Annotated in this window: 1 pseudogene; it reads left to right on the top strand. The window is 74.3% G+C overall.

Features of this window, described 5'->3' with window-relative positions:
* Positions 1-432 (top strand): annotated as a pseudogene (locus RM844_RS32940) (Nonspecific lipid-transfer protein); the annotation flags it as partial.

The following is a 432-nucleotide window of genomic DNA, read 5'->3' as shown; positions in this document are numbered from 1 at the left end:
GGCGGCTCCGGCGGGGGCGACTTCGCGGCCTCGCCCGTCGCCCGGCACTACGGGATCATGGCCGCCGCCCACGGCTTCGTGAACGCCCCGCCCACCGCGCAGATCTTCGGCAACGCGGCCCGCGAGCACATGGAGCGGTACGGGACCACGCCCGCGCAGCTCGCGGCGGTCGGGGCCAAGAACCACCGGCACTCGGCGCACAACCCGTACGCCCAGTTCCAGGACCCGTACACGGTGGAGGAGGTCCTCGCCGCCCGTACCGTCCACGCGCCCCTCACCAAGCTCCAGTGCTCACCCACCTCCGACGGCGCGGCGGCGGCCGTCGTGGTCTCGGAGCGGTTCGTGGAGGCCCATGACCTGGGGGAGCGGGCCGTGGAGATCGCCGCCCAGGCCATGACCACCGACACCGACGCCTCCTTCGCCTCCGGCACC

Source organism: Streptomyces chisholmiae (genome assembly GCF_031845445.1).
Classification (GTDB): domain Bacteria; phylum Actinomycetota; class Actinomycetes; order Streptomycetales; family Streptomycetaceae; genus Streptomyces; species Streptomyces chisholmiae.
Note: the sequence above shows the minus strand (reverse complement) of the source record. Positions and strands in the feature narration are given on the sequence as shown.